Annotated in this window: 6 protein-coding genes and 1 pseudogene; 5 read left to right on the top strand and 2 right to left on the bottom strand. The window is 74.2% G+C overall.

The window, feature by feature from the left end; genetic code table 11:
• The 3 genes and pseudogenes from PV721_RS37975 to PV721_RS37985 form a co-directional block, all read left to right on the top strand.
• Positions 1-548, top strand: a pseudogene (locus PV721_RS37975) (serine/threonine protein kinase); the annotation flags it as partial.
• A 274-nt stretch (positions 549-822) separates the two neighbouring features.
• Positions 823-2070, top strand: coding sequence for a sensor histidine kinase (locus PV721_RS37980; RefSeq protein ID WP_319732597.1), 1248 nt, complete (start codon positions 823-825; stop codon positions 2068-2070).
• On the top strand, positions 2058-2714 hold the full coding sequence (locus PV721_RS37985; protein ID WP_319732589.1) for a response regulator transcription factor: 657 nt from the start codon (positions 2058-2060) through the stop codon (positions 2712-2714). Before PV721_RS37980 ends, PV721_RS37985 begins: the two co-directional genes overlap by 13 nt.
• On the opposite strand, the gene PV721_RS37990 is transcribed toward PV721_RS37985, so the two are convergent.
• A complete protein-coding gene (locus PV721_RS37990) occupies positions 2711-4009 on the bottom strand; it encodes a glycosyltransferase 87 family protein (RefSeq protein ID WP_319732591.1) in 1299 nt (432 codons plus the stop codon). The genes PV721_RS37985 and PV721_RS37990 overlap by 4 nt on opposite strands.
• A gap of 161 nt (positions 4010-4170) precedes the next feature.
• Entirely contained in the window at positions 4171-5886 is a 1716-nt protein-coding gene (metG, locus tag PV721_RS37995; protein ID WP_319732593.1) for a methionine--tRNA ligase, read from the bottom strand.
• Between the two features lie 446 nt (positions 5887-6332).
• Here metG and PV721_RS38000 point away from each other — a divergent pair, with 446 nt between their 5' ends.
• Together PV721_RS38000 and PV721_RS38005 are read left to right on the top strand one after the other, a co-directional pair.
• Positions 6333-6890: a sigma-70 family RNA polymerase sigma factor gene (locus tag PV721_RS38000; protein WP_319732595.1), complete on the top strand. Its 558-nt coding sequence runs from the start codon at positions 6333-6335 to the stop codon at positions 6888-6890.
• A gap of 827 nt (positions 6891-7717) precedes the next feature.
• Positions 7718-8511 (top strand): IclR family transcriptional regulator domain-containing protein (locus tag PV721_RS38005; protein WP_416371268.1); only part of this gene is annotated, 794 nt, incomplete at its 3' end.

Below are 8511 nucleotides of genomic sequence, written 5' to 3' on the forward strand. Positions count from 1 at the left end.
GCGCCACAACCCCCGCTCCCTCCCCCAGCGGCCCCGGCGAGCGGACCGGCACCGTGACCCCGGCGGCGCCGCAGCCGGTTCCCCCGCCCGCCGACGACAAGGGCGCCCCGGCCGGTTACCGGGTCGTCGAGGATCCCGAGGGGTTCTCGCTCGCCGTCCCCCTCGGCTTCACGCGCAAGGTCGAGGGTCCCCGGATCTTCTACATGTCCCCCGGTGAGACCTTCCGCATCGGCATCAAGGTGGCCGATCCGGAGTCGGGCGGGCCGCTCGCCGTGCACCAACGGGCCCACGCCAAGGGGCCGTCCAACAACCCCGGCTACCGGGACGCCGAGGTCTCGGCGAGGACGCACAACGGCCACGAGGCCGCGCTCTGGCTGTTCACCTGGAACGGCTTCTCGGCGGCCGAAGGCCCCCGGCACACCCGCGACCTGTGCTGGGAGGAGGGCGGCCGGCTGTACGACGTGTGGGTCTCGTCGCCGGTCGGACGTTCCGGCGAGGCGCGGGGCTACTTCGACACGGCGGTGCGGACCTTCGTACGGACGGGCTGAACAGCGGACCGGCCGGCAGCGGACCCGGGAAGAACGGACCCGGAGAGTACGGTCCGGATCTACGACGGTCCGGATCTACGGCGGCCGCCCGGTTTCCCGGCCATGGGCGCGAGGATGTGACGGGGTGACGGGTCCGGCCGGGGTCCGGCGGCACCTCCTAGACTGGGGTCACATGTCCGACTCCCTCCCCCTCGCCGAAGCGGCCGCCGGGCCTGCCGGCGCTGCGGCTGCCGCGCCACCGCCTGCCGCGCCTCCGGTCGCCGTCCGGGCGGCGATGCGCCGGCCCCTGCGCTTCCTGGGCTCGTGGTGGCCCTGGCGGTGCTGGGCGTACGCGGGCAGCGGATTCCTCATCGGCTATCCGGTCCTGGTCGTCCTGGGACTGCTCGTCGGGCTCGGTGTGGTGCTCGCGGTGGCCGGGATCGGGCTGCTGCTCCTGCTCTGCGCGGTCGTCGCCGGGGTGCCGCTGGGGGCGCTGGAGCGGTGGCGGCTGCGGTGCGTGGAGCCCGTGCGCGTGGCGGACCCGCACACCTCGCTCGCCGGGGCTGGGGCCGCCGCGTGGCTGCGGACGCGACTGCGCGAGCGGGCCACCTGGCGGGAGTTCGGTTACGCCGCCCTGCTCGGGCCGGTCTTCGGAGCGGCCGGGTTCCTCGTGATCACGCTGGTGGCGTTCTCCCTGGTCCTCGTCGCGACCCCGGTCACCGTGTGGGCCATCGCCCCGGACCACGTGATGCTGATCCCCGGCCGGCCCGTCTCCGGCCCGCTGGAGGGCCTCGGCGGCACGGCGGCCGGACTGGCCGGGCTGGTGGTGGCCGCGTACGCGGGAGCCCTGCTCGCCGGAGCGCAGGTCACGACCGTGCGCCGGCTGCTCGGGCCGCGCGAGGAGGCCGACCGGGTCATGGAGCTCACCCGCTCTCGGGTCCGGCTCGTCGAGGCCTTCGAGGCCGAACGGCGGCGCATCGAAAGGGACTTGCACGACGGCGCCCAGCAGCAGCTGGTCGCGCTCAGCATGACCCTGGGCCTCGCCGAGCTGGAACTGCGGGGACTGCCGGAGGCCGCCGGGGCCGCCGCGCTGGTCGCCCGGGGCCGCGGCGAGGCGAAGGTGGCCCTGGAGCAACTGCGCGACCTCGTGCGGGGCATCCACCCGCAGGTGCTCACCGACCACGGACTCGCGGCGGCCGTGGCCGAAGTGGCCCTGCGCCATCCCGTGCCCGTCGCGCTGGACCTGGACCTGCCCCGATTGCCCGAACCGGTGGAGATCACCGCGTACTTCACGGTCACCGAGGCCCTCGCGAACGCCGCCAAGCACAGCGGTGCCTCGCGGATCACGGTCGCGGGTAGGGTCGAGGGCGACCGGCTCACCCTCTCCGTCACCGACGACGGCCGCGGCGGTGCCGATCCCGGCGCGGGGGCGGGCCTGGCGGGACTCGCGGACAGGGTGGCGATGTTGAAGGGCAGACTGGTGGTGTCCAGTCCGGTGGGCGGCCCGACCGAACTGCGCGTGGAGGTCCCGTGCTCCGGCTGATCCTCGCCGAGGACTCCGTACTGCTGCGCGCCGGGCTGACGGAACTCCTCACCCGCGGCGGCCACCGGGTCCTCGCGGCCGTCGGCAGCGCCGAGGAGCTCGTACGGGCGGTGGAGGCGGAGCGGCCGGACGTCGTCGTCACCGATGTGCGGATGCCGCCCGGCTTCCGCGACGAAGGCCTGCGGGCAGCGCTCGAACTCCGTGCCGGGGACGGGTCGTTGCCCGTGCTCGTGCTCTCCCAGTACGTCGCCACGGCCTACGCCGCCCAGCTGCTCACCGGCGCCTCTGCGGCCGGGCTGGGCTACCTCCTCAAGGACCGCGTCGGCGAGGTGGCCGAGTTCCTGGACGCCCTCCAGCGGGTCGCCGACGGCCAGACCGTCATCGACCCGGAGGTGGTACGGGTCCTGCTCAGCCGCCGGTCCGAGAACCGGCCGCTGGCCCGGCTGACCCCGCGCGAGCGCGAGGTACTGACCCTGATGGCCTCGGGCCTCAACAACCAGGCCTTGGCCGCACGGCTGTTCATCACCGAGGCCGCGGTCGTCAAACACGCGTCCAGCATCTTCGCGAAGCTCGACCTGGACGCCACCGAGGGCAACCGCCGCGTCCTCGCGGTCCTGGCCCACCTGCGCGGCGCCGACGGCTAGGCCCAGTACGAGCATGACGGCTTCTCTGTCTCGGAGGCCTCCCGGCCGGAGCTCGGCGGGCAGCCGGCCGTGGCGCTGTCGCCGGCCGTGGCGGACGACGGCCGGCTGCTGCCCGGCACCACCGACGGAAGGATCCTCGGCTGCCGGGAGCCCGCCACGATCCGGGTGGGGCGCGGGGGCGCGCCGGCCGTGCGGGACCAGAGGGCCAGCAGCACCGGGAGCGCCAGGTAGCCGAAGCGGCCCGCGGGCGCCAGCAGGAAGGCCGTGGTGAGGCCGATCGCGAGGCGGTCCGCCGCCGCGACCAGCGTGCGCGGGGGCCGGACCACCAGCGAGAGGGCCACGGCCAGACCTCCCAGCACGAGCAGGGCCGTCGTCAGGTACCAGCCCCAGGAGCCCAGTTCGGCCAGCAGATGTCCGGGGAACGGGCTGCCCGCCGGGGTCGCGACCTCCGCGCGCCCGGTGGGGAAGGCGAACACCTGCCGCCACAGCTCGTCCGGCTGGAGCAGCGCACCGGGCAGCACCAGCAGGGCCGTACCGCCTGCCGCCGTCACTCCGCAGCGCACCGCCGACCGCCCGCCCCGGCAGACGGCGAGCAGGGCCACCGCCACGGCCACCGCGGGCAGCGCCGTCCACTTCAGCGCGCACGCCCCGGCGAGGGCCGCGCCGGCCACCACCGGCCGGCCCGCCGCGGCGGCGGCGAGCGCGAGGCAGCACAGCCCGGCCAGTGGCAGGTCCACCCCGCTCACGGAGAGGGGCATGGCCACCAGGGGTGAGGCCACCAGCACGGGAAGCAGCGGCGACGGGGCCGCGCCGAGCAGCCTCCGCCCGGCCCACAGGCCGGCGAACAGGGCCGCCGCGCACCAGATCCGGGCATCGCCCAGCAGCCGGACGGCCCAGCCGTCCCCGCCGCCGAGCAGGGCCCCCGGGATGCCGAGCAGGGCCATGCCCGGCAGGTAGGGCGTGTACTCCCCGACGGTCGCGGGCCGGTCGACGTAGAGGCGGCCGGACTCCAGCAGGAGCCGCCCGGACCGTTCGATGACCATCACCTCCGACTGTCCCCGGCCGGTCAGGACCAGCCACAGCAGCGGTACGGCGACGGCGCCGAGCAGTGCGGCGGCGAGGGCGGCGCGGCGGCGGCCCAGGGCGGCGGCCACGGCGGCGGCGAGGTACCCGCAGGCCGCGCACCAGCCCCACAGCCGGTGGGGTTCCAGCGGGGAAAGGAGCGGGAAGGACAGCACCCAGGCGGCCGCGAGCAGCCAGCCCGCGGTCCAACGGGCGGTACGGGAAAGGGTCATGGCCCCATTCCAGCCGCGCGGCCCCCACCGGGTCTGCACGCCCAGGTGGACACTTCGCGGTGGGGTTTCCCCTACCGTGCCGCCCTCGCCGCGCCCGGCGCGCACGCGAAAGGGGCGCGGTCCCGAAGGCCGCGCCCCTCACGGGATCGTCATTCGAAGGCTCAGGCCTCCGGGGAGCCGCCGAAGCGCTCGCGGTAGGACTCCAGGTCCTCCTCGGTGACCCGCGCGAAGAGCACCGGCGGCACGGTGAACGGCGTACCGGCCGGGACCGCGTCCAGAGACCTGGCCTGCTCCGGGGTGACCCAGGTGGCCGTGTCGTCGGCGAGCTCGAAGGAGGAGCGCACGGTGCGCGCCGAGGCGGGGATGAACGGCTCGGAGACCACCGAGTAGAGGTGGATCAGGTTCATCGCGGTGCGCAGGGTGAGCGCCGCGCCCTCCAGGTCGGTCTTGACCTCCAGCCAGGGGGCCTTCTCGTCCAGGTAGGCGTTGCCGGCCGACCACAGGGCGCGCAGCGCGGCCGCCGCCTTGCGGTACTGGAGGGACTCCATGTGTCCCTCGTACTCGGCCAGCAGCTCGGCGATCTGCTCGCCCAGCTTGGCTTCGACCTCTCCGGCGGGGCTGCCGGCGGGGACCTCGTCGCCGAACTTCTTGCGGGAGAAGGTCAGTACGCGGTTGACGAAGTTGCCGAGGGTGCCGCCGAGGTCCTTGTTGACCGTGGCGGCGAAGTGCTCCCACGTGAAGGACGAGTCGTCGGACTCGGGCGCGTTGGCGATGAGGAAGTAGCGCCAGAAGTCGGCCGGGAGGATCTCCAGCGCCTGGTCGGTGAAGACGCCGCGCTTCTGCGAGGTGGAGAACTTGCCGCCGTAGTACGTCAGCCAGTTGAAGGCCTTGACGTAGTCGACCTTCTTCCACGGCTCGCGGGTGGCCAGTTCGGTGGCGGGGAACATCACCGTGTGGAACGGGACGTTGTCCTTGGCCATGAACTGGGTGTAGCGGACGTCCTCGGCCTCGTACCACCACGACTTGTAGTCGCGGTTCGCCGGGTCCAGGTCCGACCACTCCTTGGTGGAGCCGATGTACTCGATCGGGGCGTCGAACCAGACGTAGAAGACCTTGCCCTCGGCCGCCAGCTCGGGCCAGGTGTCGGCCGGGACCGGGACGCCCCAGTCGAGGTCACGGGTGATGGCGCGGTCGTGCAGGCCCTCGGTCAGCCACTTGCGGGCGATGGAGGAGGCGAGCTGCGGCCACTCCTCCTCGTGCTCGGAGACCCAGGCCTCGACCTCGTGCTGGAGCTTGGACTGCAGGAGGAAGAGGTGCTTGGTCTCGCGGACCTCCAGCTCGGTGGAGCCGGAGATGGCCGAGCGGGGCTCGATCAGGTCCGTGGGGTCCAGGACGCGGGTGCAGTTCTCGCACTGGTCGCCGCGGGCCTTGTCGTAGCCGCAGTGCGGGCAGGTGCCCTCGACGTAGCGGTCCGGCAGGAAGCGGCCGTCGACCGGCGAGTAGACCTGCCGGATCGCGCGCTCCTCGATGAAGCCGTTCTCCTGGAGCCTGCGCGCGAAGTGCTGGGTGATCTCGCGGTTCTGCGCGGAGGAGCTGCGGCCGAAGTAGTCGAAGGACAGCTCGAAGCCGTCGTAGACCGCCTTCTGGGCGTCGTGGGCCTGCGCGCAGAAGTCGGCGACCGAGATGCCGGCCTCCTTGGCGGCGAGTTCGGCGGGGGTGCCGTGCTCGTCGGTGGCGCAGATGTAGAGGACGTCGTGGCCGCGCTGGCGGAGGTACCGGGAGTACACATCCGCCGGAAGCATCGACCCGACCATGTTGCCCAGGTGCTTGATCCCGTTGATGTAGGGAAGCGCGCTGGTGATCAGGTGTCGAGCCATCCTCGGATGCTCCATTTCCTCTGTGCGGTACCACGTGACGTGACGGATTGTGAGTGCGGTTCATCGTATCGAACCGCCGAAAGGCCACGCGCCGCATTTGTTCAGGGTGGACTAACGCAAAAGCGAGGGCAGTGACCTCTCCGTCACGGCCCTCGCGATCGGGCCCATGGTACAGGCGGCCGGCAGGGCACCGGACCGGAGGTCCGGCGGCACCGGCAGCGGGCATATGCATACGTGCTGGCTGGAGCCCTGCGCGATCGAGATCGATCACGGTTCGATCATCGGCGACGCAATGCTTCCAGCTTTCTTCTCTGCACCCTCCGACTGCGCCCGCGCTGCTTTCCTGTTCTGCGCACAGGGGATGAGGTGGAGCGGTGAGCGATGGCGGACCGGAGGAGTCCGGTGGGGCGGTGGGACTACCGAGCCGGCGTCGGCGGCCGACTCCCATGAGCCAGTGGGGTCCGACGGCGCGCCTGTCGTACTGGGCCTTCCACGCCAACCGGCGGCCCGCGTACATGCGCTTCGCGTATCTGCAGCTGGGTTCCGACGCGGCGGCGGAGGAGGCGGTGGACGCCACCTTCGACTCGATCATGGGCGAGTGGCTCCGGATGCTCCACATGGACCGCCTCGACGCCTACGCGTGGACCGTGCTCAAGCACTGCCTGGTCGACCGGCAGCACCGGCGCCACCCCTGGCAGCAGCAGCCCGAGCCGATGGACATCAGCGCCTTCGAGGCCGCCCTCAAGGAGGCCCACGCCGACCGGTACGAGGTGCTGACCGACACCATCCGCTTCTACTCCGCCGTCTCCCGGCTCGCCGAGCGGCAGCGCGACGCCGTCCTCCTGAGGTACGGGCTCCGGTGCACCCCCGGCGAGGCCGCCGAGGTGATGGGCGTCGACGAGGCCACGGTCCGCTCCTACCTCGGCCAGGCCCACCGGCGGCTCGCCCGCCTCCTCGACACGTCCGTCGAACCGGCCGAACCAGCCGAACCAGCCGAATCATGAAGCGGCACGAGCCACAGGAGCGGCAGGACGACGACCCGGCGCCCCGCTCGCTCGCCGAGTTCCTCGCCCGGGCGGGTGTCCGCGACCGCTACCGGTACTACGACCTCGGCGCGGCCGAGGCCCGGCTGCTGCGCGCGACACCGCACGCGCCGGCCCCCGGGCACCGGGCCCGGCGCCGGTCGGCCTACGGATGGAGCGACCCGGCCCGGGACTGCCCGCTCGACGCCGAACGGGCGCGGCGCGACCTCAAGGCCGTCTGCCTGGCGTCCGTGTGCGCGCCGAAGGCCGGGGCGCACCTCGACTCCTTCCGCACCGGCGGGCACACCGACCTGGCCGGTGCGGTCGTCTTCGGCTGCCTGCTGCACCTCGCAGGGCTGCGCGAAGGCGCCCGCTTCTGGTGGCAGTTCGCCGCCGGTTCCGGGAGCCCGCCGACCGCCGCGGCCGCGTACTGCCTCTTCCTCGACCACTCCCGGCGCGGCGAGCACCACGACGCCCGGCACTGGGCGCGCGAGCTGGGCCGCCGCGGCTTCCGGCCGGGCGGCCGGCGGGACCTGCGGGAGGTCCGGCTGTGCGCGCAGGCGGCCGTGCTGCGCTACGTCGACCAGTTCGAGGACCCGGACCTGGGCGCGGTGCCCCTGCCGCGGCCCGGGCTGTCCGCGGTGCTGACCGCCTTCCTGGCGGCGCCCGTCTCCGTGACCGCGACCGTCCCGGCGCCGGCGGCCCCGGCGCCCGCGGACCCGGCCCGGCCGTCCACAGGACCGCTGCGCCACCCGGCGCTGACGGCGGCGGCCCGCGGGACCGTCGTCCAGGGCGGGACGGGCGGGGCCCTGGCGGAGGCCCGCCGCGCGCTGGCCGTCGTACGCGTCCTGGAGCAGCACCCGCTGGGGGTGCGGGCCGCCCGGCTCGCACGGGAGTCGGGCCTCGCCGAGGCGGAGCTGCGCCGGCTCCTGTCGATGCTGTGCGAGGAGGAGTACGCGTACCGCGCGGGCGCCGGGGTGTACGGGCGCGGGCCCGCCCTGGACCGGCTCACCGCCCCCGGCGGCCACGGCCTGGCCGGCCAGCTCCAGCGCACCCTGGCCCTGGCCCGGGACAGCGCGGGCGCCGCGGTGTACCTCAGCCGGTACGCCGACGGGGAGGTCCGGATCACGCAGATGGCGGACGGGCCCGCGACCCCGCCGGTGCGCGAGTGGGTCGACTTCCGGGCCGCCGCGCACGCCAGCGCGGTCGGCAAGTGCCTGCTGACCCAGCTCGACCACGACCGCCGCGCCGACCACGTGGCCCGGCACCGGCCCGCCCGGCTCACGCCTCGGACGATCACCGACAGCCGGGCCCTGTTCTCCGCCCTGGACGCGGTCGCTCCGGGCGCGCCCGTCTTCGACCTGCTCGAATACTCCCCCGGAGTCGTCTGCTCGGCGGTCCCGATCGCGATCGGCGACGCGGCCGGGAGCCTCGCGCTCTCCCTTCCCGCGACCCATGCCCACCGACTGCCCGAGGCCACCGCGGCCCTGCGCCGCAAGGCCGTCCCGGTGCTCCTCGCACTGCTCCTGACCGGTGCGATCCCCCCGGACGCCCCGGCCCCCGCGGACGTTCCCGCCGCCGGGCCCCCGGCGGCGGGAACGTC

This window comes from Streptomyces sp. MB09-01 (genome assembly GCF_033794505.1).
Classification (GTDB): domain Bacteria; phylum Actinomycetota; class Actinomycetes; order Streptomycetales; family Streptomycetaceae; genus Streptomyces.